The following is a 26043-nucleotide window of genomic DNA, read 5'->3' on the forward strand; positions in this document are numbered from 1 at the left end:
GACTCCGTTAGTGGCAGGGAAAGCCGAGCAGATGGCGGCCGTCGTGCACGAATTCGTGCACATACATGCCAGGCACCAGCGATGTGGCACCCTGTTCCGCACCAACGAAATACAGCGCGAGCAACAGCAGCAAGCCACCGAACACAACCCAAGGCAGCAGTTCACGCAGCGGAATCGGCGTGGGTTGGGCGACAGGCTGTGTCGCGGCATCGAAAACAGCGTTGGACATAATGGACATCTCCTGGGGGTAACGCGCCCCGATAGTCGATTGAAGAGGGATGGTGCGAAGCTCAGGTCTGGCTTTCGGCTCGTGAATGCCGATTACAGTGGCGCGACCGCGCCGGGCTCTCACCGGCTTCCGTGCTTCGCAGTGACGCTATTCTACGCGCTAAACTTTGCCTCCCGGCAACGCAAAGCATGCACGCGGCGTCCCGCTTTAGTCCGGTCTTTATGGAAATCAACTGAATGGACACACGGCTGTTACTGATCAGCCACGCATCGACCGCGGCGATGCGCGCGGGCCGCTTCCCCGCCGACGACCCGCTCGATGCACGCGGCCTCGCCGAAGCCGCCGCCGCACGCGCGCGTCTGTCGATTCCGGATGACGCGGCGGTTTTCGTCAGCCCGGCCGTTTGCGCGCGCGACACGGCGTCGGCCTTGCGGCTCGGTGCGGCGGCATTGGGCCGGGGGGCATCGGTCGACGAGGGATTGGCAGACATGGACTACGGCCTGTGGCACGGCCGCCGTCTTGCCGATCTCGCGGTCGAAGCACCGCACGACCTCGCCGCATGGACACATGATCCCGACGCAGCCGCGCACGGCGGCGAGTCATTCAGTCAACTCGTGAAGCGGGTGGGACAGTGGCTCGATGCGCTAAACGATGTGTTGAGCGAGGGCGTCATACCGGGCAACACGCAAAACGTAGTCGCCGTCACGCACTCGCCCGTGATCCGGGCCGCTATCGTTCATGCGCTCGGCGCGTCGCCGGCCGTGTTTGCGCGCATCGAGATCGCGCCGCTCTCGATGGTCGAATTGCGACGCTCGCGACGCGGCTGGACATGGTGGCCGGCGTCGCAATAAGGGCGGCCGCGCGGGCAGCCCGAAACGCGTGTGCCCGCTCACTTGCCCGATACAACCAGCCTCAACTTGTTCGCATCGGCCCGCGTCAAGGTGATATCGGTCCGTTTGACGCGCGTGCCTAGATAAAAATGCTGACGTCCCGGTGAATTCTGGTCATGCGTCGCGTCTGGCAAACACGAGGCGATGTCCGCCGCGACGCCCTGCAGTGCATCCGCGCTCGAACCGGCGTCGTGATGCGGCGTCCACGTGCACTGGTAACTCCCGTGGCTCGCCGAACACTGGGCGTCGTCGCCGTAGGGTTGCGCGACGCCCTTGCCGTCTTCCGGCGTCAGCGAAGCCAGGCCGTCCGGCGCCGCCGCGACGATCCGTTTGAGCGATGCGCACGGGCTAGGCGCATCGTCGGCATTCGCGCTGTACGGCAGCAAGGCGCCAAGCGATGCAGCGGCGATCGCGGCCGCGAGGATTCGGGTCTTGTTCATCTCCGCACAGTCCTTTGAAAGGTGGCCTTATTGAGGTAGCACGGTTCATGCCTTGCCGAACAACGCCGCCAGCCCCTGTACCGATGCAAAAATCCCCTTCGCGTCGTGCCCAACGCCGTCGATCACAAACGTACGATGCTTCGCCGCCCCTTCCGGATGCCGCGACGCCATATAGCGCGCGTAAGCTAGTCCGCGCCCCAGCCGATGCTCGCCTTGCGTCTGCGCCGCGCATGAACGGTCGAGTGCCGGATGCTGCGGATCGCAATCCGCGCCGCCGAGCAGCACAGTGACGTCGCGACGCGCATAGCGCGATTCGAGCGTATCAGCGGAGCCCACCTCCCCGCCACTCGAAGCATAGGCCGGCAAATCTTCGAGCCCGTACTTCCAGCGATTGAACGACGGACATGCCGTCGCATCGAACGTCGCGAATTCACCGGATGCGGTCGGCCGTGTCGCATCGAAGTACACATATGACGAAGGATTCGCGACCACATAGCGCAGCCCGATTCCGCGCGCGACGAGCGGCCCCTCACCCCGCGTCACCACGGCATAGCGCTGCACCACCTGACCACCGCCCGAATGCCCGGCGATCACCACTTCGGTCAGCGACGCAAATTGCTCGCGCGACGCCAGCGTCTGCAGAATAGCGTCGAGCACATCGAACGAACTGAGCGTCGCCGGACCTTCGGCGTTGTCGCCGCCCATCCAGCCAGTCCACTCCCAATGCAACGTGGATGGCGGTAACGCATGCGCACCAACGTCCGCACTCGCGAGGAACTGCGGCACGATCAGCAGCGTATCGGCCGCATCGCCGCCAGCAAGTGCGCACGCGCGCTCCGCCAGATGGAAGTACGTGTCCGCGTTGCGCAGGCGTCCGTGAATCAGAATCACGGCACGCTTGACGTCATGCGTCGGCGCAAGCCAGTCGCCGTTCGTGAACACCGGCACGGTGCCGCTGCCCGCGGGCGTCGCGACATTCAGATGCCGGCTGGCGACGACGGCGACCGGACGTTCATTCGGCGCGCGCTCGTCATCTGTAATCAAGGGCTGGGTCATGCAATAAGCTCGTGGGTCATCTAATCAGTCTGGCCAGTGGCGGTTAATGTGTGACGAACTTCGCCGTTACACCGACCGCCTCGCGTCCCGAGCGCGTGAAATACACCATCGCGAGCGACACGAAACCGGCAAAAATGAGGTAGAACGCCGGCGTCAGACTGCTGCCGGTCAGATGCGTCAGGGCGGTGATGGTGAGCGGCGCCATGCCGCCGAACAGCGTCACCGCGATGTTGTACGACAGCGCCACGCCCGCCGAACGGCTGCGTACCGGAAACAGCGTCGCGAGCATGCCGGGGTGCGAACCGGACATGGCGGCGAGGAACACCGTCGCGACCATCTGCGCGATGAACAGATGCCCCGGCGTGGGATTCGTCACGACGAAGTGATAAAGCGGATACACGCACACCATCCACGTGATCACGATCGGATAGAACAACCGGTACGCGCCGTACCGATCGGCAAGCTTGCCGGACAGCGGAAACAGGAACAGATTCAGCGCGCCCGACACGAACGCGCCGAGCAGCGCGGTGGACAGCGGCAGATGCAATTGCCGCTCGACATACACCGACAGATACGAATGCCACACATAATTGGTCGCCGCGCCGATGATGATCACGCCCATCGCGCAGATCGCCGCGTCGCCGTTATCGCGGAAGAACTGGCGCACCGTCACACGCGGCGGCTTATCCTTTTGATCGAGCAAGCGTTCGAACTCCGGCGATTCCGCCACGCGATGCCGGATGTAGAAACCGAACGGCCCCGCCAGCGCGCCGAACAGAAACGGCAAACGCCAACCCCACGCCACCAGTTGCTCATGCGTGAGCTGCGTGGTCAGCAGATAACCGACACCTGACGAAAGCAGCAACGCGAACGCCTGCGCCGACATATTGAAGCTGCCGTAGAACATCTTCTTGTGCGGCGGCGCGTACTCGACCAGCATCGCCGATGCCGTCGCGAACTGCCCGCCCACCGAGAGTCCTTGCAAAAGCCGCGCGAGCACCACGAGCAACGGCGCCGCAATGCCGATGCTGGCATAACTCGGCGTGAGGCCCATCAACAGCGTGCTCGCCGCCATCGAAATGATCAGCAGCGAGAGCGCTTTGCGCCGCCCCGCCCGGTCCGCGTAGATACCGAACAGAATGCCGCCGATCGGCCGCACGATAAAACCGACGGCGAACGTGGCAAGCGTCAGCATGATCGACACGAAGCCACCGCCACCGGGAAAGAACACCAGCGCGATGATCTTCGCGAAGTAGCCGTAGATCAGAAAGTCGAACCACTCGAGCCCGTTGCCGAGCACCGAGGCGAAGATAGCGCGCCGCACCATCGACGGGCTCAGTCCGTTCGATGCCTCCGTAGCGGACGCCGCACCGTCACGCTGATTCAGGCTCGCCCCGCTCATTGCTCGCATCCCTGGGTGCCGAACATTGCCGACAATGCGCAGACCGACGTCAGCATGCGCGCGCCGTTGTGACCCACTCCCGGCACGATATGAAAACTCTGCTTCAGCCCTTCCGGATGACGCGACTGGATGTACCGGTAATACGCCTCTGCACGCGCCACACGCTGCGGACCTTGCGCTTCGGCGGCACAACTCCTATCGAGCGCGCTCTGCTGCGGATCGTCGTCCGCGCCGCCGACCAGGTAGTCAATGCGGCGCGACGCATAGGTCGCTTCGAGTTGTACGGGCGAGCGGTCGTCGAGATATGGCGGCCGATTGTCCATGCCGTATTTCCATTGATTGAAATCGGCGCATTGCGCGGCATCAAACGGCGCCGCTACGCCTTGCGCATTCGGCCGTTGTGCATCGAAATACGCATACGTCGACGGGCTCGCCACCACGTAGCGCACGTCGATGCCTTCATCAGTCAGCACGTCGATGTTATGCGCCGCCACTGCGTAGCGCTGCACGACCTGGCCACCACCCGAATGCCCCGCGAACACAACGTGCCGCAGATTCGGAAACAGCTTGCGATCCGCGAGGCGCGTGACGATCGCGTCGAGCACCGCATACGAACTGATGGGCTGCGGCGCCCGCGCCGCTTCGCCGCCCATCCACGCGTCGCCGGTCCAGCGCAGCAGATCGGCCGGTTCGTTGTGCACGCGCGTGTCGAGCGTGGCGAGGAACTGCGGCGCGATCAGGAGCGTGCTGTCGGGATCCGCATGAGCGGCGTCGCGGGCATTCTGCGCCGTGCGGAAATACACGTCCGCGTTGCGCAATTTGCCGTGAATCACGATCACCGCACGCGTCACCTGCGGTTGCGCGACGCTCCAATCCTTCGACAGGTATAGCGGAAATTCAGCTTGCCCTTGCGGCGTGTCGATCACAAACCGTATATCCGAGATCGTCGCCACTGGTTTCAGATGCGACTCGTAGGCATGCACTGCGAATGCCGGTTGCGTGAGCAATGCCAGCATGGCGGCACCCGCTGCCGCGCACCCTATCGCCAGACGTCGTAAAAGATTGAATCTCATGCAGCTTGCTCCTGATCACCGTGCACTGTCTTGAACGCGGCACATCGTCAAATCCGTCGTTGAAAAGCTCAATGAACTCAGAACCGGTGCCGGATGCCGAGCGTCACACCCGTCTGGTTCGGACCGAAAGCGGAGTCGCTCGTCAAGCCGACCGGCGTGTACTGGTCGTTGGCATAGCGCGTGGATGCGGCATAGGCAACGGTTGCGTACACATCGGTTCGCTTCGACAGAATATAGTCCGCACCGAGCACGCCCATCAATGAGTTCGATACGTTGTCCGCCTTGTTGGTCTGGTAATACGCGGCGGCCGTCAGGCGGAACGTCGGCGCGATCAGATAGCGCACGCCCCCGAACCACAACGCCGACGATACCGTCTTGCCTTTGGTCGGGTTGTACAGATAGTGCTCGTAGCCGCCCATGACGGTTACGTCGCCGATCTGCTCCCGCGCCGACGCGCTCCAGTTGCGCGACTTGGTCCACATGCCGGTCGAATTGATGGCGCCGTTGCGGTAGTCGTAAGCCACCGCCGCCGCGAAGCTGCCGCTGTCGTAATCGAGCGCTGGAGGAGGAAATCGGCTTCGAGCTGTTTGTGCGCATGCCGCGCGGCGTAAGCTTGACGCCCGCGGGGCAGGCCTTTGCGGAAGACGCGCAACGCTTGCTGCAGGATCTGCAACAGTCGGTGGACAGGGCGCACCGGATTGCGCGCGGCGAGCTCGGCACGATCTCGATCGGTCTCACCAGTTCAGCTGCGTTTCATCCCTTCACCACTGAGACGATCCGGGCCTTTCGCGCGGTGTGTCCTGAAGTCGCCGTGGAGCTTGCCGAGCTCAACGCGGCGGAGATTATCGAGCGTTTGGCCGCGGGACAAATTCAGGCCGCGTTTCTGCGCAAGCCGGTCGACGCGCGCGAGGGCGTGGCGTTCGAGTTATTGCTCGACGAGCCGATGGTGGTGGTATTGCCGGTTGGGCATCCGCTGCTGAAAGGAGCGGGCAAGAAGCGGCCGCAGGTGTCATTGAAGGCGCTGGCGCACGAGGACTTCATTCTGGTCCGACGGCCGGGTGCACCCGGCATGTATGCGGATATCCTGGCAGCATGCAGGCAAGCCGGGTTCGTCCCGCGGATTGCGCGCGAGGTGCCGCGCATGGTGTCGGGGATCAATCTGGTCGCAGCGGGGTTGGGGGTGACGCTAGTGCCGGCGTCGATGCAACGTTACGACCAGGTGGGCACCGTCTACTGCACATTGACGAATCCCGCGAAGTTGAGTGCTCCGCTGCATCTTGCTTACCCTGCGGGACTGCGCAATAGCGCGGCGACCCGCTTTATCGAACTGGTCAAGGAGCGCGTTCGCGCCTGAGCGCTGGGGCGCTTGAAATGCAACCGCGAAGGCCGGGGTACCAGGGAGCGCCCCTCGCGCATGGACGGCGAGATCGACGCCCATGGGCATACAAATTGCGCTCCATCCGTACCGGCTAAGAAAACAAAGCCCTCATCGACGCAAACGCCACGCCATGCCTAACCTATCTGCCGCCGCCTCGCCGGCCCGCCTTTCCTCAGGGATCGAGGGAATCGACGACATCCTCGGAGGCGGCCTCACCCCCCATCGCATGTACCTTGTCGAAGGTGCGCCCGGCACCGGCAAAACTACCCTTGCGTTGCAATTCTTACTCAAGGGCGTTGAGCAAGGCCAGGCGGGCCTGTACATCACGCTATCCGAGACGCGCGCCGAATTGATCTCGGTCGCGGACAGCCACGGCTGGGACATCAGCCGGTTCACGATTCTCGAACTGCTGTCCGACGAAGGTCTCGACCCGCAGTACGAGCAGACAGTGCTGCACCCGGCCGAAGTCGAGCTCGGCGAGACCGTGCGTAACGTCATCGAACAGGTCAACGAACTCAAACCCGTGCGCATCGTGCTCGACAGCCTCTCCGAGTTGCGTCTGTTGTCGCAGAATCCGCTGCGCTATCGCCGGCAGATTCTCGCGCTCAAGCGTTATTTCGCCACCCGCGAATGCACGGTGCTGCTGCTCGACGACAATACGTCGGACCCCGGCGACGTGCAGTTGCACAGCATTGCGCACGGTGTGATCAGCCTCGACAACCTGGTGCACGACTATGGCGGCAACCGTCGGCGCATGCGCATCGCCAAGATGCGCGGCACGAAGTTCCGTGAGGGCTATCACGACTTTACGCTCGATACCGGCGGCATCCACGTCTATCCCCGCCTCGTGGCGGCCGAGCATCACACACCGTTCAACACAGAGGTGGTCAGCACTGGCACGGATGGCCTCGACGCGCTGCTCGGCGGCGGCCTGATCCCCGGCACGAACGCGCTCATGATCGGCCCATCTGGCGTCGGCAAAACCACGACCGTCGTGTCGTGCCTGATCGCGGCGCTCGAACGTGGCGAGCGCTGCGTCTACTACGTGTTCGACGAAACCCTCACCACGCTGACGATCCGCTGCGCGACGCTCGGCATGCACCTGGCGCCTCACGTCGAGAGCGGGTTGTTGACGCTGCGCCAGATTGATCCGGCGGAAATCTCACCCGGCGAATTCGCGAGCGACGTGCGCAAATCGGTCGAAAACAACGGGGTCAAATACGTCGCCATCGACAGTCTGAATGCCTACCTCCAAGCCATGCCCGGCGAGCGCTATCTGCTGCTGCAAATGCATGAACTGCTCGGCTATCTGAACCAGCAAGGCGTCATCACGATGCTGGTGCTCGGCCAGCACGGCATCATCGGCGAGGTGCAGAACGATCTCGACATCAGCTATTTGAGCGACGTCGTCGTGCTGTTCCGCTACTTCGAACACCACGGCGAAGTGCTGACGGCCGTCACGGCCGTGAAGAGCCGCGCCAACGCGCACGAGCGCTCGATCCGCCAATTCCGGCTCGGCAGTAACGGCGTGGAGGTCGGCGAGGCATTGCGCGACTTCGAAGGCGTGCTCTCCGGTCTGCCCTCCTACCGCGGCAGCACCGCTCTGTTCGGCGAGCAAGACCGTGTCATCGACACGTCCCGGCGATAACGCCATGGAGCAACGCGTCCTTATCCTGGCGCCGTTTGGCCGCGACGCAGATGTGATTGCCGAAGTCCTGCAGAAGGACGCCCGTACGTCCGTTGCCTGCCGCGATGCCGATGCGCTCACCGAAGCGCTGGACGCCGGCGCGGGCAGCGCATTGATCGCCGAAGAGGCCCTCGCGGACGGCCATGCATCGCGCCTGTTCGGTTGGCTCGAACAGCAACCGGCGTGGTCCGATTTTCCCTTCATTCTGCTCGCCGCCAATCGCGTCGGACGCCGTTCGGCGCGCAGCCTGGAGGTGCTCGAGCGGCTCGGCAACGTGGTGGTACTCGAGCGTCCGCTGAACTCGGAAACGCTGCGGCGGGCGGTTGGCTCATCACTAAGGGCGCGCTCGCGGCAGTACGAGTCGCGCCGCCATCTGGCCGAACTGATCGAGGCTCAAGAAGCGCTGGTGCAGCTCAACGATTCGCTGGAGAGCCGCATCGCCGGACGCACGCAGGAGCTCGCGTCCGCCAACAACCGGCTGATGATGGAGATTCACGAGCGCGCCAAAGTGCAGGCCGTGCTGGTGCAATCGCAAAAGATGGAAGCGCTCGGGCAACTCACCGGCGGCATAGCGCACGACTTCAACAATTTGCTGAACGTCATCATGGTGAACTCGGAGCTGATCGCGCGGGTCGGCAGCGACGATCGCATTCGCGCCATGGCCGCCACCGTCAAACGCGCAACCGAGCGCGGCGCAAAACTGACGGGCCAGTTACTGACCTTCTCCCGCAACAGCAATCTCGATCTGAAAGCGGTAGACGTGGTGACCTTGCTGCAAGGCATGCGCGACATCATCACCGTATCACTCGGGTCGGGCATCCGCTACACCAACGAATTCGATGGCGAAGAGATGTGGACTCAGGCCGACGCCAATCAGCTCGAACTGGCCATCCTCAATCTGGCGATCAATGCGCGCGACGCGATGCCGAATGGCGGCCAGTTGGGCATTCACGTGAAGGAGCGCGCAGCTCCCGATGAAACGCTCGGAGACGACCACTATGTCGTGCTCGAAGTCGCCGACACCGGCTCAGGGGTCCCACCCGATGTGGTCTCGCGCGTGTTCGATCCATTCTTTACGACTAAGCCGATCGGCAAAGGTACGGGCCTCGGCTTGAGCCAGGTCTACGGCATCGCGCGGCAAGCCGGCGGCACCGCACGCCTGTTCAGCGAAGAGGGTGCGGGCACCACGGTGGAGATATGGCTGCCGTTGCGCGAACGCGTGGCGTCGCAGACCGAGGTGGTCTCCGACGTCGAACAGAATGCAGTCGGCGTGAAACGCGTGCTGGTCGTCGAAGACGACGGTGAGGTGCGGGCAATGCTGGTCGAGTGTTTAAGAATGCTCGGCTATACCGTGACCGAAGCCGCGGACGGCCAGGCCGGCCTGAATCGTTTGCAGGACGACAGGCCCGACTTGCTCGTGGTCGACTTCGCGATGCCGGGCATGAACGGCATCGACGTAATCGCCGCGGCGCGCAAGCTGCGCGAGGACCTGCCAGTGATCCTCGCGACCGGTTACGCGGACGTGGATATTTCGGGTCTCGCCGTCAAGCGCTGCACGATCTTGCGCAAACCATTCCAGCTCGACGATCTGGCGCGTACCGTCCGGCTCGGCCTCGCAGCCTGAGAAGACGCCGCAATTAATTGTCACATCACGACTGCAGACTCCTGCGGAGTACGTCTCCACAAAAATCCGATTCAATAGTTTGCTAACGAATATTTAGGAAATACAATAGCGGCCATGTCGAATCTCGATATCTTGCGCCGAACCGTTAGCAGCACCCTGGTCGTCGCCGCCAGAAAATGGCGGCGCACGAGCCATGGCGTGCTCGCGGCCTTTAATGTCTCCGAAGCGTGCGCCACGCCGCTCCTCACCGCCAGCCGGCTCGGCGAAGCGGTGCGGCAGGTCACGCTGGCCGATCACATCGGTATTGAAGGGCCATCGCTCGTGCGGCTGCTCGATCAACTGTGCGCGGCCGGCCTGATGCGCCGCGACGAAGATCCTGAAGACCGGCGCGCCAAGACCGTGGCACTCACTGATGAGGGCCGCGCCGTCACCGCAAAAATGGAAGAAGAGTTGAATATGCTGCGGGCGCAAGCTTTGAAAGGTATCTCGCGCAGCGATCTCGAAGCGACCTTACGGGTGCTGACTGCGTTCACGGCGGACACACCGGCGCCCCCCAATCCCCGGGATGCCGAGTAACGGGTTATGGTCTATCCCTCCATCCGCGACTGGCTGTTCTCCGTCAAGACGTTTGCTGCGGCGATGATCGCGCTTTACATCGGTCTCTCGCTCGAATTGCCGCGGCCGTACTGGGCGATGGCCACCGTCTACATCGTGTCGAATCCGTTTGTTGGCGCGACCCGCTCCAAGGCGCTTTATCGTGCGCTCGGCACCATGCTGGGCGCGTCGGCCGCGGTGCTGCTGGTGCCGCCGTTCGTCGAATCGCCATATCTGTTCAGCGTGATCGTCGCGTTGTGGACCGGCACGCTGCTGTATCTGGCGGTAGCTGATCGCACCGCGCGCAGCTATGTCTTCATGCTGGCGGCCTACACCATGCCGATCATCGCTCTGCCTTCGGTGACCAATCCAGGCGGCGTGTTCGATCTGGCTATCAGCCGCACCGAGGAGATCCTGCTCGGCATCGTGTGCGCGAGTATCGTCGGCAGTTCGCTGTTTCCTAGCCGGCTCGCACCCACCATCATCGAGCGAACCGACGCGTGGTTTCGCGACGCCGCGTTTTATGCGACCGAAACGCTGTCCGGGCGCATTGCGGGCTCAGCGATCTCGGGGGCCCGCCAGCGCATTGCGAGCACGATCAACGGGCTGGAACTGCTGCTGAGCCAGCTTGCCTACGACCATACCCGGCCGGACATCCTGACACGCGCTCACGAGTTGCGCGGGCGCATGCAGTTGCTGCTGCCGATGATGTCGGCGCTGGCTGATCCGCTGATCGCCCTCTACAACAGCGGCCGTCAGACATGGCCGGAGGGCCTTGAAGCATTGCTCAACGACGTCATCAAGTGGTTCAATGCGCCGCTTCCTCAAGCCAGCGGAGGCTATCACCCCGACCCGGAAGCCAACGCGTTGCGCGAGCGCATCGCCGTGATGCAGCCGCTGCCGGCCGCGCTGGCGACCTGGGACGGCGCACTGCTTTCGAACGCGCTGTGGCGGATGAAACAGGTGATCGATATCTGGCAGGACTGCCGCTCGCTGCGCATCATCATCACGCGCGAAGAAGGCTCGTGGCGGCCACGTTTTCATCACTGGCGGCTGGGCGGCACCGAGCGGTTCTTCGATCGCGGCATCATGCTGTTTTCGACGGTTTCAGCGGGCGCCGCCGTGATCATTGCGTGCAGTCTGTGGATCGGCTCAGGTTGGGCGGACGGCGCCAGCGCGGTGACGCTGGCCGCCATCGCATGCTGCTTTTTCGCCGCGCTCGACGAACCCGCGCCCATGGTGTTCAAGTTCTTCGTCGCCACGGCGATCGCCGTGGTGGCCGCTGGTATCTATCTGTTCGCCGTGCTGCCTCACGTGCACGATTTCCCGATGCTGGTCATCCTGTTCGCCGGGCCGTTCATCCTTGTCGGCACGCTGATCCCGCGTCCGCAGTTCAACATGGTGACGGTGCTCGTGGCCGTCAATACGGCCACCTTCATCAGCATTCAGGATGCCTACTCGGCCGACTTCCTGATCTTCCTGAACAGCAATCTCGCGGGCCTTGCCGGCTTGCTGTATGCGTATCTGTGGACCCGCGCGACGCGGCCGTTCGGCGCGGAACTTGCGGCCTCCCGGCTGTTGCGCTCGAGCTGGGCCGACGTGGTGCTGACTGCGTCCACCCGGACAATTGAAGACCCGCGCAATCTCGCCGCGCGCATGCTCGACCGCCTGATGCAGCTGATTCCGCGTCTTGCCGCCACGGACGACCATCGCCATCCGTCGATCGAAAGCTTCCGCGATTTGCGCATCGCTTTCAACGCGCTCGATCTGCGTCGCGTGACCGGCAAGCTCGGCGGCGAAGCGCCCGCCGCGATCGATCACGTCCTCGAAGACGTGCGCGACTACTTCGAATGGTGCATCGACCAGCGCGCGCGCCAACCGGTGCCCGAGAGCCTGATGTCGTCGATCGATGCAGCCGTGGCGCGCGTCACTGCACAAGGCCTAGCCAATGCCGGTGCGCCGGGCCCGACCGCGCAAACCTCGGCGCGCAGATTGCGCGAGGCGCTGCACGCGCTGGTCGGCTTGCGTCTTTCGCTGTTTCCGGCCACGCTAATCACACCCACGCCGCCCGAACCGGAGGCCGCCGCCTGATGCGCCCGTCCCGCAACCCCATCCTCTCCTTTGCCCGTTCCCGCGATGATCGGTGAAATCGATATCTTCGGCGTGTTCGTGCCGGCCGTGCTGGTACTGATGTTGATCGCCTATCTGATCAACCTGGCCATTCGCACGGTGTTCGAACGCGTCGGCTTTTACCGCTTCGTCTGGCATCGCTCCATCTTCGATCTCGGCATCTATGTGCTGGTGCTGGGCCTTGTCGTCGTCGTTTCGCACAGACTAATAACGTGAAAAAAACCTGGTTCTCCGTCGGTCAAATTCTGCTGACCCTGATCGTCGTCGTGGTTGCAGCCTTCGTGCTGTGGAAACTGGTCGCCTATTACATGTTCGCGCCGTGGACTCGCGACGGCCATGTACGCGCCGACGTGATCCAGGTCGCGCCGGATATCTCGGGGCTGATCTCATCGGTCCAGGTGGTGGACAACCAGCAGGTCAAACAAGGCCAGGTGCTGTTCGTGATCGATCAGGCCCGCTATGCGCTCGCACTGCGCCAGGCGCAGGCCACCGCGCAGCAACGCCGCGCTACGCTCGATCAGGCACGTCGCGAAGATGCGCGCAATCGTCAGCTCGGCAACCTGGTTGCGGCGGAAGTCGCCGAAGAAAGCCGTTCGCGTGTTGAAACAGCGGAAGCCGCGCTCGCCGATGCGAACGTCGCGATCGATACCGCCAAACTGAATTTGCAACGCACCACCATCGTGAGTCCGGTCGACGGTTATCTGAACGACCGCGCGCCGCGTACCGGTGAATTTGTCTCGGCGGGCCGTGCGGTGCTGGCGGTGGTGGATATGCATTCGTTCCGCGTCGACGGTTATTTCGAAGAAACCAAGCTGCGTGGCATCGACATCGGCCAGCCGGTCGATATTCAAGTGATGGGCGAGCCGAAGGTCCTGCGTGGTCACGTGCAAAGCATCGTCGCGGGGATTGAGGATCGCGACCGCACGCAAGGGTCGAATCTGCTGCCGAACGTGAACCCGGCGTTCAGTTGGGTGCGGCTCGCACAACGGATTCCCGTGCGCGTTGCGCTCGACGAAGTCCCCGCCGACTTTCGCATGATCGCCGGACGCACGGCAACGGTGTCGGTGCTCGATCTGTCGCTGAGCGGCAAGCGGCACCCAACTGCGGGCGCTTCGGGTGCGGTGGGTGCTTCGGCGGCTTCGACTACATCTGCTGTTCCGGCTACCTCTGCAGCTTCTACTACGCAACCGGCATCTGCTGCCGTCATGTCGGGCGCGTCGCAATGAAGCTTTCGCGCGCCCTTCCCTTATTGCCGCTGCTGCCACTCTTGCCGTTGAGCGTCGCGCTCAACGGCTGTGTGAATGTCGGCCCCGATTACGCGCTGCCGAAGCAGGCGCTGGTCAACGCGCCGCTCGCCAATGCGCAGATCGAAGGCGCCGATGCCAAACTGACCACGCGGCAGAACGTGCCTGTGATCTGGTGGAAGCTCTATGACGATCCGGTGCTGAACAACCTCGTCGACGAAGCGCTGCAGTCGAATGCCGACTTGCGCGTCGCGGCGGCGAACCTCTCGCGTTCACGTGAAGCGCTGGGTGTTGCGCAGGCGCAGGGCGGCTTCTCCGGGAAGACGTCGGCGGTCGTCGAGCGGGCGCAGGAATCGGCCGAACAGTATCTGCTCTTCAACAAACTGCCGGTCGCTAACGAAGGCGATATCGGCATCAGCATCTCGTACGAAATCGATCTGTTCGGCAAGCTGCGGCGTGGCGTCGAAGCGGCGGCAGCGGATACGGAATCCGTGCAGGCGGCCGCCGATCTCGCGCGAATCACGGTGGTCGCAGATGTAGTGCGCTCGTACGTCGACCAATGCTCGGCCGCCGAGGAGCTCAGGATCGCGCAGCAATCGCTGGCCTTGCAGAAGGAACGTGTGGACGTGTCGCGCCGATTGCGCGACGCCGGTCGCGGCAATCAGCCCGATGTGACGCGCGGGCAAACCCAGGTCGATACGTTGGCCGCGGATATTCCGCGCTATACGGCGCGCCGCCAGATTGCGCAATACCGGCTCGCGGCACTGCTCGCACGCGCACCGTCCGATTTGCCGCCAGCCGTGCTGGCCTGCAGCACGTTGCCGCAAATCCGTCAGCCGATTCCGGTCGGCGACGGCGCCGCGCTGCTCAAGCGCCGCCCGGACGTGCGCGAGGCCGAGCGTCAACTGGCAGCATCGACGGCGCGTATCGGCGTTGCAACGGGCGCGTTGTATCCGACGGTGAGCATCGGTGCATCGGCGGGTTTGACGGGGATTCTGGAGGACCTCGGCACCTCGCCGACGGCACGCTGGGCCTTCGGTCCGCTGATCAGTTGGACCTTTCCCACGAATGGCGCACGGGGCCGTGTACGTGAAGCGCAAGCGTCAAGCAATGTTGCGTTGGCGAAGTTCGACGGCGTGGTGCTGACCGCGTTGCGCGAAACTGAAACCAGCCTCGCGACCTATGCGTCCGACTATGCGCGCGCCGACGCCTTGCGTGCCGCGTTGAAGTCGGCCACCGCGTCGGCGGATGAAACGCATCGGCTGTATCGCGCCGGACGCGAGTCGTTCATTTCGGATCTGGATGCGACCCGCACGCTGACTTCGACGAAGTCTCAGGTGGCGGCAGCGGAAGGTCAGGTGGCGATTGATCAGGTCAATCTGTTCCTCGCGCTCGGCGGTGGGTGGGAGACTGATGCGCAGGCGGTGCCTGGGGCGGCGGTTTCTAACGCTGCGACTCCTGCTGCTGCGGCGCCGGCTAAGGCCGTACCGACGGCGGCTACCAAAGCGCCCTAACCCGCCCGCCTAGTCTCATCCGGGTAAATCACTATTATTGACAAGCTTTCTTTTGCCTTTCAATTCAGGTTAAATACGAGCCTCAACACCACACGTTACGGGGTCACGTATGTCGCAATTCATGCAAGGCGCAGCCACGCTGGGCGGTTGTATCGGCGTTTTCACGGTAGTGGTGGCGGTCGTGGAGATGCTGGCGAACTGAGCCCGCTGGGCTCGTGATCGGCTCACCCAGACGTCCTGTCTGCGGTGATGCCGGCTTTAAGCGGGCCGCCGTTTCGCAGCCGCCTGGTGAATCGCCGCCCTTACCCTCGGATACGTGCCGCAACGGCACACGATGTTGGACATCGCCACGTCGATGTCCGCGTCAGTGGGATTGGGCTTCTGCTTGAGCAGCGCGCAGGCCGCCATCAGTTGCGCGCTCTGGCAGTAACCGCACTGCACCACGTCAAGATCGATCCACGCCGCTTTTAGCGCCTGCGCTTCGGCGCCCTGCACGCCTTCGATCGTCGTGATCTTTTGCGAGTGCAAGGTCGACATCGGCGTCTGGCAGGCAAGGCCCGCCTTGCCGTCCAGATGGATCGTGCACGCGCCGCAAATGCCCACGCCGCAGCCGAACTTGGTGCCGGTCATGCCGAGGTCGCAGCGCAGCACCCACAGAAGCGGCATATCCGGTTCAGCTTGCACAGCAACCGCGCGGCCGTTGATGTTGAGCGATCCCATGTCTTCTCCGTCAATCTGAAGCGTTTTACGCAACCCTTAACGGCAACGCGCGCAAGCGCTGGCCGGTCAGCGCGAATACCGCGTTGGCCACCGCCGGCGCAACCGGCGGCACGCCCGGTTCGCCGACGCCCTGCGGGTGCATCTGGCTCGGCATGATGTCCACTTCGATCACCGGGCAATCGTTCATCCGCACGACCGGGAAATCGACGAAATTCTTCTGCGCCACCTGACCGCCGACGATGGTGATTTCGTCCTGCAACGCAGTCGAGAGGCCGAATACGATGCCGCCCTCCATCTGCTGACGAATCAGGTTTGGGTTCACCGGCAGTCCACAGTCGATCACGCAGACCACCCGATGCACGCGAATCTGCTTGTTCGCACCGACCGATACCTCCGCCACCTGCGCGACGACACTGCCGAAGGCTTCGTGCAGCGCGACGCCGCGCGCCCGCTTTGTACCATCGGCGGCATGTGTCAATGGATGCCCCCACTCCGATAAGGCTGCCACGCGCCTTAACACGGCCAGATGGCGCGGATGCTGCGCGAGCAGCGCCGCTCGAAACGCAACCGGATCCTGACCGGTGGCTACGGCGAGTTCGTCGGTAAAACCCTCAGTGAAAAATGCCTGATGCGAATGGCCGACCGATCGCCAGAACCCAATCGGGATCGGTAATTCGACGATCTTGTGCGCCACGCGCGCAGTGGGCCATTCGTAGGGCTGATCGAACGCGCCCTCGCAAGTGGTCTTGTCGATGGGAATGCGCGGCACGCCGTAGTAACGCACAAGCGACTCCGGCACGATCGCCTGACTCGCTGAAGTGGCATGCCACGCGACGAGCTTGCCGTCTTTATCGAAACCGGCCTTGAGCCGCGACACGCACGCCGGACGATAAAAATCATGGGTGAAATCCTGCGCACGCGACCAGATTGTTTGTACGGGGCGGCCACCACCTTCGCGCGCAATCGCCGCGGCTTGCGCGATGAAATCAAGTTCGAGACGGCGCCCGAAAGCGCCGCCGAGCAGTTGCGTTTGCACGTCGACCTTGTCGGTGTCGATGTCCAGCACTTTCGCGACGTGCTGCCGTGCGAGTGTCGGCATTTGCGTGGAGACCCAAACGGTGGCCGCGCCGTCCGCAACCTGCACCGTGCAATTCACCGGTTCGACCGCGCCATGCGCGAGATACGGTGCGTGGTACTCGGCGCTGATCGTTCGCGCCGCGCCGCTCAATGCGGCGTCGACGTCACCGCGATGGTAGTAGGCGTGGCCGTCGCTGTCGTCCAGCGCTTGCGCGAGCTGGGTGTCCACGTCTGCACTCGACAGATTGGCTGCAGCGCCGTCATTCCACACCACGTTGATCGCGCTGACCGCGTTCATCGCGCGAAACGGGTTGTCGGCGATGACCGCGACACCGCCGCTGCCACCCGCGTAGGGCTTCAGCGAAAACGCCTTGATGAAGCCGGGCATGATCTTGGCAGGCGAGGCGTCGAAGTGCGCCACCGTGCCGCCTAAAGTCGGACACATCACCACGCTTGCGTAGATAAGACCATCGGGTAGCGCGTCAATGCCGAAGCGCGCCGAACCGTTGATTTTCGACGCGGCTTCGATACGTCGCATCGGTTTGCCGATCAGTTTGAACTCGGCGGGATCTTTCAGCGCGACCTTGCGTGGTAGCGGTTGCTGTGCGGCCATCGCGGACAGTTCGCCGAAGCTTGCCTTGTGGCCTGCTGCGTGCAGTACGTAGCCGCTTTCCGTCCGGCATTCGCCAGGTGCCACCTTCCATTGCGCGGCCGCCGCGCCGATCAGCATCGCGCGCGCCGAGGCGCCGGCTTCACGCATCGGCGTCCATAGATCGTTCATGCTCGATGAACCGCCCGTCATCATTGTGCCGGCGTCACGTACCAGCTTGCGGGTCATCCAGACCGCGGCGCGCTTGACGATGCTGTCGTCGTCCGGGCGAAACGGCAGATCGTCGACGATGTTCTGCACGCTGTTGTAGATCTTGTCGATCGGCGAATTCTCCACTCGAACCTGCGACCAGTCGGCGTCGAGTTCCTCGGCCAGCAGCATCGCAAGGCCCGTGTGGATGCCCTGCCCCATTTCCGCTTTGCACATCACGATCGTCACAGTGTTGTCCGCTGCGATTTTGACCCAGCCGTTGAGTGCAACCTGATTGCCTTCCGTCGGCAACGGCGTGGAGGGAGTCAGGCGTTGACCCGGCGGCAGCACCGACCAGCCGACCAGCAGCGCACCGAGCGCGCCGGCGCCGCCTAACAGGAAGGTTCTGCGCTTTAACATCGTATGGCTCGATCAGCTTGCACGGTGGCGGGAAAGCCCTAGCGGCGCTGGGCTCCGCCGAGGTTAGTTCTTCGGAACAGTAATAAGACGTGCGAGTAGGCGTGGGACTTAAATTCGGATGTTTAAGTCATTCAGTGCTGTGGGGGAGGACGAGCGTTGTAGAACGCTACAAGCGCTGGGCACAGACCGTGTGTTGTTTCATTAAATGTCATTTGTCACGCGACGACACGCTGCAATGCAACCTCGCCAATCTGTGCATGGGCAAGACTCGGCGTATTCCGCCGATGGCGACATAGTTGATCAACCTCAAGCGGAGTCCATACGCGACCCTCACGGCCCGCGCGTTCGGGATATAAACAATGGCTTCCCGGCTCAGCCGATTTCTCATTCATACAAATTTTTGTATAATCTTATATGACCGATGCGAAAGCATTGATGTTCTGCGGTAGTGCACTGGACGACTTGCGCGAATTCCCGCTCTCGGCTCGACGTGACGCAGGCTATCACTCGATCAAGTCCAGCGCGGTCGGAATCCCGGCGATTGGAAGCCAATGAACGCGATAGGCCAAGGGGTACGAGAAATCCGGATTCGGGACGCGAACGGTGCGTTCCGGATCATTTACCTGGCCAAGTTCGTCGACGCGATTTATGTGCTTCATTGCTTCCAGAAAAAGACCCAGAAGACCAGCCAGGCAGATCCGGATCTCGCCGCCAGGCGCTATCGCGAATTGAAAGAGGTTAAGCCATGAGCAACGAAACATTTTCAAGCGTCTGGGACGCCATCGAAGACACGCCCGAACAGGCGCAGAGTATGAAGCTTCGATCGGTGCTGATGATGGCGCTCAAGGACCATATCACCCGTGCCGGAATGAGCCAGGCAGAAGCCGCCAAGCATTTCTGCGTCACTCAGCCACGTGTATCAGATCTCGTGCGCGGCAAGATCAATCTGTTCTCGCTCGATGCCTTGGTGAATATGGCGGTAGCCGCAAACATGCGTATCGAGATGCGCGTGTCGGATGCGCCGGCGAAGCGCAGTGCTGGCACCGCGAGCGTCAAGACGGCAGCGCGCAAGAAGCCAGCAACAGTGGCCAAAAATCCGGTAGCGGCAAAGAAGCGGGCAGCCAAGGCACCGGCGCGGCGCAGTAAGAGCAACGCCGCAGCTATCGCGCCCGCCCGCTGACCAGCGACTCATCGGGGCAAGCTTTAGAGCTTGAACGCGGTCTTGCCCGTCAAGGCCGCATGGTTGTCGCTAGATACCCCGGTGCTAAATATAGCTAAACGCACCCGAATTCACCCACCCTCCTGAATCATCTCAATCAACGCCCTCAACCCCGCCGGCACATGACGCCGCCCAGGATAGTAAAGGCACAGCCCGTCGAACGCCGGCGTCCAATCCTCCAACACACGCTGCAGCGTACCCGCTTCCAGATCCGCCGCCACGTTCCATTCGGTCATATACGCCAGTCCGAATCCCTCGCGGGCCGCTTCCATTATGAGCAACGGTTCATCGAGCGTCAGCATGCCCTGCACATCCACGCTGAAAGCCTCGCCGCGTCGCTCGAACTCCCAGTGATAAATACGCCCGCTCGGCATGCGCATGCGGATACAACGGTGTGCACGCAGATCGTCCGGTGTTCGCGGCTTCGGATTTCCGGCGAAATAGGCGGGACTCCCAACGACTGCAAAACGCTGCGGCCGGTTGAACGGCACGGCGATCATGTCCTGCGGCACAATCTCAGCCAACCGAATGCCGGCATCAAAGCCCTCCACCACGATGTCGATCATGCGCCCCTCGGTGACGAGATCCAGCTTCATCTCCGGATAACGCCGCAGGTATTCCAGCAGCAAAGGCATCACTTGCCGCGCCGCGCCCGTCGATGTGTTGATGCGCAGCGTACCCGCGGGCGTGTCGCGAAAGCTTCCGGCCTGCTCGATGGCCACGCGGATGGTCGACAACGCCGGCGCCACACTGTCGACAAATTGCGCGCCCGCTTCGGACAACGACACGCTGCGCGTGGTCCGATTAAAGAGCCGCACGCCGATGCGCGCCTCCAACGCCGCAATCGCATGGCTCAGCGCCGATGTCGACACGCCAAGTTCCGTCGCCGCTGCGCGGAAGCTGCGATGGCGTGCCACCGAGAGCACGCCTTCCAGTTCGCTCAAACCTGGCGTCTTCATTATCCCATCCTGCTCAACGAATCATCCTTAATTATATGGCTAGTCGGCTTAATCCATTAAGCCTATCTTTGAGGCAACAAATTCCTGGGTAGGAGCTTTCATGCAGCAAATCGACAAGGTTTATATCGACGGCGCGTTCGTCACCCCGCACGGCGAGGAGTGGTTCGATCTCCACGACCCGGCTAAGGAAACGGTGATCGGCAAGGTGCGTCTGGCCGACGCGGAAGACGCCCGCCGCGCGATCGCGGCCGCCAAACGGGCCTTCCCGGCGTTTTCCCGCACCAGCAAGGAAGAGCGGATCGCGCTGCTCGATCGCATGCACGCCGCGGTTCAAGCGAGAGAAGACGACCTGTTCGAAGCAATCGTCGAGGAATACGGTGCGCCGGTGTCACGCGCGCGCTGGATGGCGAAATACCCGGCGGACGTGCTGGCGGAAGTCGTCAAGGTCTTGCGGACCTATGATTTCACGCGACGCGCCGGCACGGCTGACGTCGTCATGCAGCCGCTCGGCGTCGCCGGACTGATCACACCGTGGAACAGCAATGGCGGCTTTATCTGCGGGAAGCTGGCTGCGGCGATTGCAGCGGGCTGCACTGCCGTCATCAAGCCGAGTGAAATGAGCGCGATCCAGACACGCGTCATCACAGAAGCGCTGCACGAAGCCGGCTTGCCCGCGGGCGTGTTCAATATCGTCACAGGCCGCGGCGACACAGTGGGTGCGGAAATCAGCGCGCATCCGGACGTGGCGAAGATTTCCTTCACCGGATCGACGGCTGTCGGCAAAACGATCCTGCGTACCGGCGCGGAGACATTGAAACGCGTCACGTTAGAGTTGGGCGGCAAATCGCCGGTGGTCATACTCGACGACGCCGATTTCGCGGAAGCGGTGCCGCTGGCACTCCAGGCGGGTTTCATGAACAGCGGCCAGGCGTGTATCGCGGGTACGCGGATTCTGGTGCCCCAAAGCCGCCTCGCGGAATTCGAAGAGCGCGTGCGTAACGAAGTGGCCTCCACGCAAGCCGGTGATCCGCGCGATCCGGCTACGCAAGTCGGCCCGATGGTCAGCCGCAAGCAGTGGGAGCGCGTGCAGCGCTACATCGGCATCGGCATCGATGAAGGCGCGCGATTGATTGCCGGTGGTGAGGGCCGACCGGAAGGCGTAGAGCGCGGCTGGTTCGTGCGTCCGACCGTATTTAGCGGCGTCAGCAACGACATGGCGATTGCTCGTGAAGAGATTTTTGGGCCGGTACTGTCGATCATTGCGTATCGCGATACCGAGGAAGCGATCGCGATCGCCAATGACACAAGCTACGGGTTGCAAGCCTACGTACTCTCAGCTGATGCGGCACGAGCTCGCGCAGTCGCCACTCGCATCGACGCAGGGCGTGTACTGATCAACACGTTGGCACACGAGCCGGCCGCGCCGTTCGGCGGCTTCAAGCAATCGGGCATCGGGAGGGAATATGGGACGTTCGGGCTGGAAGCGTTCATGGAGCCGAAGTCGATTCTCGGCGTGAACTGAAAACAGGGCCTTGCTGATTGGCGGGCGCGTTTGATCGCCCAGTAGACGGTGCGTCAGCATTTGCATGACGCACCGCCTGCCGCTTCACCGCCGGTTCGATCCCGACACGACATCGATCCACACAGCCAGCACGAGAATGCTGCCCTTCACGATCATCTGCCAGTACGCGTCGACATCCAGCATCGACATGCCGTTGTCCAGACTCGCCATCACCAGTGCGCCGATCAACGCACCGTAGACCGTTCCGGAGCCGCCGCGCATCGACGTCCCGCCGATAAAGCATGCGGCGATCGCGTCGAGTTCACCCATCGATCCCGCCGACGGTGAGCCGGCCGCTAGTCGTGCCGTATTGACGATCCCCGCGAACGCACACATCAGCCCCATCAACGCGAAGATGGCCAGCTTCACGCGGTTGGTGTTCACGCCGGAGAGCCGCGTCGCTTCCAGGTTCGAACCCACCGCATAGATACGCCGCCCGAAAACAGTCTGCGTCGCGATCCACGTGAAAATGCCAAGCAGCGCGAGCAGCAGCAGAACCGGCACAGGAATCCCACCATAACGATCGAGCGTGGCAACAAACGCGGCCAGAATCACGCCCGCCCCGACCACTTTCGCGACGTCCTGCCAGATCGGCACCACCCGCAATTTATAGCGCTCGCGGTTGCTTCGTTGTCGCACCGTCAGAAAGGCCAGTACGACAAACAGCACGACAGCAAGCGTATCGCCCGCAAAGCGCGGCAAATACCCCTGGCCGACAAACACAAAACCATCGGAGACCGGTGCAATCGTCGAACCGCCGGTGACGCCGAGCAGAATGCCTCGATACGCCAGCATGCCGCCCAGGCCGACGATAAACGACGGCACACGCCGGTATGTCGACCACCATCCGTTGAACATGCCGACGAGCACGCCAAGCAGCATCACCACAGGCACCGTGACACCAATCGGCCAATGCCGGTTCACATCGAGAATCGCCGCGACACCGCCGAGCAAACCCAGCAACGACCCGACCGACAGGTCGATCTCGCCCGCGATGATCACGAACACCATGCCACACGCGAGCATGCCGGTAATCGACATCTGCCGCAGCAGGTTCGACAGATTGCGCGGCGTCACGAACGCGCCGTGCGTCAGAAAGGAGAAGAAAATCCAGATCACGGCCACGGCGATCAGCAACGCGAGAATCTTGTAACGCGCGAACAGTTGCTGAATGCGCTGCGGGCCACCGAATGCGCCTCGCGACGCAGCGCCGTCGGCGGGTTGGGAAGTGACGTCGGGAGTCATGCGGCACTCGCTTCGGTTGGTGCGGTCAGGTTGAGGGATCGCTGCACAGGACGGATTGCGGCGCTGAGAATGTCCTCTTGCGTGAGGCCGTCGTTGACGAAATCGCCGCGCAATTCGCCTTCGCCGATAACCAGCACGCGATCGCTGATACCGAGCACTTCGGGCAATTCGGAAGACACCATCACAATCGACATGCCGCGCTGTGCCAGTTGAAAAATCAGTTTGTAGATTTCGAACTTCGCACCGACGTCGACACCTCGCGTCGGTTCGTCGAGAATCAATACTTTCGGGTCCGTCAGCAACATGCGCGTCAGCACGGCCTTTTGCTGATTGCCGCCCGACAGACTCGCAATCGAGAGCATCGGGTGCGCCGCGCGCACTGAAAGCCGCTTCATCTCCGTGTGAATCGTGTCGAGTTCGGCGGCGGAATCAATGCGACCGCCCTTGGCGAAACGTTGCAACACCGCCAGCGTGATGTTGTGGCCGACACTCAGACCCGGCACGATGCCGTGGCGCTTTCGATCTTCCGGCACCATGCCGATACCGGCGCGAATCGCATCGACAGGAGCACGAATTTTCAACGACTTGCCGTCCATCACCACCGTCGCCTCGCTCACACCGGGATACGCGCCGAAGATCGCCTGCATCAGTTCCGTACGCCCCGCGCCGACCAAACCGGCAACGCCAAGAATCTCGCCACGCCGCAGCGCAAACGACACGTCGTTCACACGCTTTCGGCGCGGATTGTTGACGTCAAAACAGGTCACGTGGCGCGCTTCAAAGATTACGTCGCCGATAGGATGCGGTTCACGCGGAAACAGGTTCTTGATTTCGCGGCCCACCATCAGGGAGATGATGCGGTCAGTGGTCAGCGCGCGCATTGGCTCGGTTGCGACATGGCGGCCATCGCGAATCACGCTGATTGTGTCGCACACGGCCGCCACTTCGTCGAGCTTGTGCGAGATGTAAACGCAAGCAACCCCGCGCCGCTTCAGATCGCGCACGATATCCAGCAGGATGTGTATCTCCGTAGCGGTCAGCGACGACGACGGTTCATCGAGGATCAGGAGTTTCGCGCGCTTGTTCAGTGCCTTCGCGATCTCGATCAACTGCTGGTGGCCACCACCGTAATTCATCACTGGTTGCGCGGAGTTGATTCCGCTTATGCCAAGCTCGCGCAGCAGTTCGTCGGCTCGCTGATACATCGCGGCGTAATTCATTCTGCCGCCAGGCAGCGTAATTTCGTTGCCGAGAAAGATGTTCTCCGCGACCGAGAGCTCCGGCACCAGCATCAACTCCTGGTGGATGATGATGATGCCCGCGCGTTCAGTGTCCCTTATGCTCGCGGCCTTCAGCGCCTCGCCTTCCCAGATGATTTCGCCGTCCCACGTACCGTGGGGATAGACGCCGGACAGCACTTTCATCAGCGTCGATTTGCCCGCGCCGTTCTCGCCGCACAAGCCCACGCACTCGCCTGGCGCCACCGTCAGGTCGATGCCGTCGAGCGCCTTCACGCCGGAAAACGCTTTGACGATGCCGCGCATCGTCAGTAATGGTTCACTCATTCGCTATGCCTCGCTGCAGGGCGCGTGGTCGCGCCGGTGTGCCTGCCGCATGCCAGACACACCGGCTTGAACTACGCACACGTTACGCTCATTGGCTCGCGAGCTGGGCCTGGGTGTAGAAGCCGTCCTTGACGACCACATCAACATTGCTCCTGGTGAGCAACGTGGGTTGCAGAAGCACCGTGTCAACCTTCTTCTTGCCGTTGTCGTACTGTGCATTAAAGGCCGGCTTCTCGCCCTTCGCAAGCGCGACGGAGAGCTTCGCCGCTTCGCCTGCGATCAGTTTCAGCGGTTTGTACACCGTCATGGTCTGCGTGCCGGCGATTACGCGCTTCACAGCGGCCAGATCAGCGTCTTGTCCCGACACCGGCACCTTGCCTGCCATGTGCTGCGCAGCAAGTGCCTGGATCGCGCCGCCTGCGGTGCCGTCGTTCGAAGCGACGATTGCGTCGATCTTGTTGTTGTTCGCCGTGAGCGCATCTTCAACGATACGCAGCGCCGTCGACGCACTCCATTCCGGTACCCATTGCTGACCGACGATTTTGATGTCACCCTTGTCGATTGCGGGTTTCAACACCTTGAGCTGGCCTTCACGCAGCATCTTGGCATTGTTGTCGGTCGGCGCGCCGCCGAGCATGAAGTAGTTGCCCTTCGGTTGCGCGTTGAAGACACCTTGTGCTTGCAATTCGCCAACCTTCTCGTTGTCGAACGAGATATAGGCATCCACATCGGCGTCGAGAATCAAGCGATCGTACGAGACGACCTTAATGCCTGCTTTCCTGGCTTCGGCGACCACATTGCCGAGCGTCTTCGAATTGAACGGCACGATCACGATCACGTCCACGCCGCGCGAGATCAGGTTTTCAATCTGAGAGATCTGTCGCTCTTCGCTCGCATCGGCGGATTGCACCGATACTTTGGCACCGAGTTTTTCTGCCGCTGCAACGAAATAGTCGCGATCGCGTGACCAACGCTCGACACGCAGATCATCGATACAGAAGCCAATTTCCGGGTGGTCCTTGCTTGCATGCGCGAGCGGCGCGACAAGCGACAGGCTGGCGAGCATCGCTCCACACACGAGCGAACTCAGTACGGTACGACGCGTTGCGAATTTCATGTCTCACTCCTTGTTCTGATAGCCGGAATACCGGATTGGACGGTCTGCGCTGCGAGCCGCAGAACCGGACAAGCGACAACCCAAAGCTTCTTTTATTCGC

The 26043-nt window shown here is 62.4% G+C and carries 23 protein-coding genes, 1 pseudogene and 1 riboswitch; of the genes and pseudogenes, 12 read left to right on the forward strand and 12 right to left on the reverse strand.

The features are described from left to right. Positions 1 to 7: 7 nt before the first annotated feature. A complete protein-coding gene (locus PQQ86_RS36405; protein WP_408278453.1) occupies positions 8 to 229 on the reverse strand; it encodes a CbtB domain-containing protein in 222 nt (73 codons plus the stop codon). Positions 230 to 282: 53 nt separating this feature from the next. Next, positions 283 to 370, reverse strand: a riboswitch (adenosylcobalamin (AdoCbl) riboswitch). Between the two features lie 95 nt (positions 371 to 465). Between PQQ86_RS36405 and PQQ86_RS36410 the strand changes: the two genes are divergently transcribed. Continuing rightward, positions 466 to 1080 carry a histidine phosphatase family protein gene (locus PQQ86_RS36410; RefSeq protein WP_408278456.1) on the forward strand — a complete coding sequence of 205 codons (615 nt, stop codon included), beginning with the start codon at positions 466 to 468 and terminating at the stop codon, positions 1078 to 1080. A 38-nt stretch (positions 1081 to 1118) separates the two neighbouring features. Here PQQ86_RS36410 and PQQ86_RS36415 read toward each other — a convergent pair whose 3' ends face one another. The 5 genes from PQQ86_RS36415 to PQQ86_RS36435 form a co-directional block, all read right to left on the reverse strand. Further along, positions 1119 to 1559, reverse strand: coding sequence for a hypothetical protein (locus tag PQQ86_RS36415; protein WP_408278459.1), 441 nt, complete (start codon positions 1557 to 1559; stop codon positions 1119 to 1121). 45 nt (positions 1560 to 1604) lie between these two features. Next, complete coding sequence (locus PQQ86_RS36420) at positions 1605 to 2615, reverse strand: alpha/beta fold hydrolase (protein WP_408278462.1); 1011 nt, start codon at positions 2613 to 2615, stop codon at positions 1605 to 1607. Between the two features lie 43 nt (positions 2616 to 2658). Then, entirely contained in the window at positions 2659 to 4017 is a 1359-nt protein-coding gene (locus PQQ86_RS36425; protein WP_408278467.1) for an MFS transporter, read from the reverse strand. Further along, on the reverse strand, positions 4014 to 5090 hold the full coding sequence (locus tag PQQ86_RS36430; RefSeq protein ID WP_408278470.1) for an alpha/beta hydrolase: 1077 nt from the start codon (positions 5088 to 5090) through the stop codon (positions 4014 to 4016). Before PQQ86_RS36430 ends, PQQ86_RS36425 begins: the two co-directional genes overlap by 4 nt. A gap of 77 nt (positions 5091 to 5167) precedes the next feature. Next, positions 5168 to 5614, reverse strand: a complete 447-nt coding sequence (locus PQQ86_RS36435; protein ID WP_408278473.1) for a porin — start codon at positions 5612 to 5614, stop codon at positions 5168 to 5170. A 71-nt stretch (positions 5615 to 5685) separates the two neighbouring features. On the opposite strand from PQQ86_RS36435, the gene PQQ86_RS36440 reads away from it, so the two are divergent. The 8 genes from PQQ86_RS36440 to PQQ86_RS36475 all read left to right on the forward strand — a co-directional run bounded on the left by PQQ86_RS36440 (position 5686) and on the right by PQQ86_RS36475 (position 15261). Further along, complete coding sequence (locus PQQ86_RS36440; RefSeq protein WP_408278476.1) at positions 5686 to 6444, forward strand: LysR substrate-binding domain-containing protein; 759 nt, start codon at positions 5686 to 5688, stop codon at positions 6442 to 6444. Between the two features lie 154 nt (positions 6445 to 6598). Further along, complete coding sequence (locus PQQ86_RS36445) at positions 6599 to 8116, forward strand: ATPase domain-containing protein (protein WP_408278478.1); 1518 nt, start codon at positions 6599 to 6601, stop codon at positions 8114 to 8116. A 4-nt stretch (positions 8117 to 8120) separates the two neighbouring features. Then, positions 8121 to 9779 (forward strand): ATP-binding protein, encoded by a 1659-nt coding sequence (locus PQQ86_RS36450; protein ID WP_408278481.1) that lies wholly within the window; start codon positions 8121 to 8123, stop codon positions 9777 to 9779. A 114-nt stretch (positions 9780 to 9893) separates the two neighbouring features. Next, a complete protein-coding gene (locus PQQ86_RS36455; RefSeq protein WP_408278484.1) occupies positions 9894 to 10355 on the forward strand; it encodes a MarR family winged helix-turn-helix transcriptional regulator in 462 nt (153 codons plus the stop codon). 6 nt (positions 10356 to 10361) lie between these two features. Further along, positions 10362 to 12464 (forward strand): FUSC family protein, encoded by a 2103-nt coding sequence (locus tag PQQ86_RS36460; RefSeq protein WP_408278487.1) that lies wholly within the window; start codon positions 10362 to 10364, stop codon positions 12462 to 12464. A 45-nt stretch (positions 12465 to 12509) separates the two neighbouring features. Continuing rightward, the gene (locus PQQ86_RS36465) at positions 12510 to 12719 is read left to right on the forward strand and encodes a DUF1656 domain-containing protein (RefSeq protein WP_054040146.1); all 210 of its coding nucleotides are present in this window, start codon (positions 12510 to 12512) and stop codon (positions 12717 to 12719) included. After that, a complete protein-coding gene (locus tag PQQ86_RS36470; RefSeq protein ID WP_408278489.1) occupies positions 12716 to 13729 on the forward strand; it encodes an efflux RND transporter periplasmic adaptor subunit in 1014 nt (337 codons plus the stop codon). The genes PQQ86_RS36465 and PQQ86_RS36470 overlap by 4 nt, the downstream gene beginning before the upstream one ends. Then, positions 13726 to 15261 carry an efflux transporter outer membrane subunit gene (locus PQQ86_RS36475; protein ID WP_408278492.1) on the forward strand — a complete coding sequence of 512 codons (1536 nt, stop codon included), beginning with the start codon at positions 13726 to 13728 and terminating at the stop codon, positions 15259 to 15261. Before PQQ86_RS36470 ends, PQQ86_RS36475 begins: the two co-directional genes overlap by 4 nt. Positions 15262 to 15519: 258 nt before the next feature. Here PQQ86_RS36475 and PQQ86_RS36480 read toward each other — a convergent pair whose 3' ends face one another. Both PQQ86_RS36480 and PQQ86_RS36485 read right to left on the reverse strand, forming a co-directional pair. Beyond that, a complete protein-coding gene (locus tag PQQ86_RS36480; protein WP_408278494.1) occupies positions 15520 to 15981 on the reverse strand; it encodes a (2Fe-2S)-binding protein in 462 nt (153 codons plus the stop codon). Positions 15982 to 16006: 25 nt separating this feature from the next. Continuing rightward, entirely contained in the window at positions 16007 to 18277 is a 2271-nt protein-coding gene (locus PQQ86_RS36485; protein ID WP_408278497.1) for a xanthine dehydrogenase family protein molybdopterin-binding subunit, read from the reverse strand. Positions 18278 to 18828: 551 nt separating this feature from the next. Between PQQ86_RS36485 and PQQ86_RS36490 the strand changes: the two genes are divergently transcribed. Both PQQ86_RS36490 and PQQ86_RS36495 read left to right on the forward strand, forming a co-directional pair. Continuing rightward, positions 18829 to 19026 (forward strand): type II toxin-antitoxin system RelE/ParE family toxin, encoded by a 198-nt coding sequence (locus tag PQQ86_RS36490; RefSeq protein ID WP_408278498.1) that lies wholly within the window; start codon positions 18829 to 18831, stop codon positions 19024 to 19026. Then, positions 19023 to 19298: pseudogene (locus PQQ86_RS36495) on the forward strand (helix-turn-helix domain-containing protein); the annotation flags it as partial. The gene PQQ86_RS36490 and the pseudogene PQQ86_RS36495, both read left to right, overlap by 4 nt. A 269-nt stretch (positions 19299 to 19567) precedes the next feature. Here PQQ86_RS36495 and PQQ86_RS36500 read toward each other — a convergent pair. Next, a complete protein-coding gene (locus PQQ86_RS36500) occupies positions 19568 to 20455 on the reverse strand; it encodes a LysR family transcriptional regulator (protein WP_408278501.1) in 888 nt (295 codons plus the stop codon). Between the two features lie 100 nt (positions 20456 to 20555). Here PQQ86_RS36500 and PQQ86_RS36505 point away from each other — a divergent pair, with 100 nt between their 5' ends. Next, on the forward strand, positions 20556 to 21977 hold the full coding sequence (locus tag PQQ86_RS36505; protein WP_408278504.1) for an aldehyde dehydrogenase family protein: 1422 nt from the start codon (positions 20556 to 20558) through the stop codon (positions 21975 to 21977). A gap of 84 nt (positions 21978 to 22061) precedes the next feature. Here the strand turns inward: PQQ86_RS36505 and PQQ86_RS36510 are convergent, their stop codons facing one another. The 3 genes from PQQ86_RS36510 to xylF form a co-directional block, all read right to left on the reverse strand. Further along, complete coding sequence (locus PQQ86_RS36510; RefSeq protein ID WP_408278507.1) at positions 22062 to 23261, reverse strand: sugar ABC transporter permease; 1200 nt, start codon at positions 23259 to 23261, stop codon at positions 22062 to 22064. Beyond that, the gene (gene xylG / locus PQQ86_RS36515; RefSeq protein ID WP_408278509.1) at positions 23258 to 24826 is read right to left on the reverse strand and encodes a D-xylose ABC transporter ATP-binding protein; all 1569 of its coding nucleotides are present in this window, start codon (positions 24824 to 24826) and stop codon (positions 23258 to 23260) included. Before xylG ends, PQQ86_RS36510 begins: the two co-directional genes overlap by 4 nt. An 88-nt stretch (positions 24827 to 24914) precedes the next feature. Beyond that, positions 24915 to 25943, reverse strand: coding sequence for a D-xylose ABC transporter substrate-binding protein (gene xylF, locus PQQ86_RS36520; protein ID WP_408278512.1), 1029 nt, complete (start codon positions 25941 to 25943; stop codon positions 24915 to 24917). Between the last annotated feature and the right edge of the window lie 100 nt (positions 25944 to 26043).

This window comes from Paraburkholderia sediminicola, from assembly GCF_046026675.1.
In the GTDB taxonomy this organism is placed as follows: Bacteria; Pseudomonadota; Gammaproteobacteria; order Burkholderiales; family Burkholderiaceae; genus Paraburkholderia; species Paraburkholderia sediminicola_F.